This is a genomic window from Citrobacter sp. TBCS-14 (genome assembly GCF_005280805.1).
In the GTDB taxonomy this organism is placed as follows: Bacteria; Pseudomonadota; Gammaproteobacteria; order Enterobacterales; family Enterobacteriaceae; genus Citrobacter; species Citrobacter gillenii.
Genome location: NZ_SZWM01000890.1, coordinates 1 through 540, shown reverse-complemented (window position 1 = coordinate 540; position 540 = coordinate 1). Strand labels below are relative to the sequence as shown.

Below are 540 nucleotides of genomic sequence, written 5' to 3'. Positions count from 1 at the left end.
GCAACAGTAGGGTCAATTTTATCTTTTTCAAGTTTTTTAGTATACATATAGTCCCCATTTTGTCCGATTTTAACAGCAGTATTATTTAAAGCCCACTGCATGACTTTTTGGTTATGGATAAGTTTATTTTCCGCTAACTTAGATTTTAATAGCTTGATATAGTCACTCATTGAGAAACCTTGTCGAATTGCTCTTTGGTTGTCTCCATCTTTGTCAAAGAAATAACGCTCAATCAGCCCTTTTAAAATTTCATAGCGAGCTGGGTCGTATCCGACTTTTCTAAGTCTGCACCCTGTTTTGGTTCTAAAGTCATTAATATGCGGTATTAAGTCGTTCACATTGATGTATTCCGTATCAAGTAAGATTAGTTCGCCTCTGTCAACGAATTCAGTCCATAACTCTTGTTGTTCTGTGTCCAGTTGCTCATATTGAGACCGTACAGAGAAAGTTAGCGTATGGCTGTAAGTTTTACCCTCTAACTCACAAACGAACGATACAGCGGTTAAATCGCCAATTAAGGATAGGTCAATTCCGACATAA

1 protein-coding gene is annotated in these 540 nt (G+C 37.2%); it reads right to left on the bottom strand.

What is annotated here, in order from left to right; genetic code table 11:
- Positions 1 to 540 (bottom strand): terminase TerL endonuclease subunit (locus FDX22_RS21920; RefSeq protein ID WP_212732912.1); only part of this gene is annotated, 540 nt, incomplete at both ends.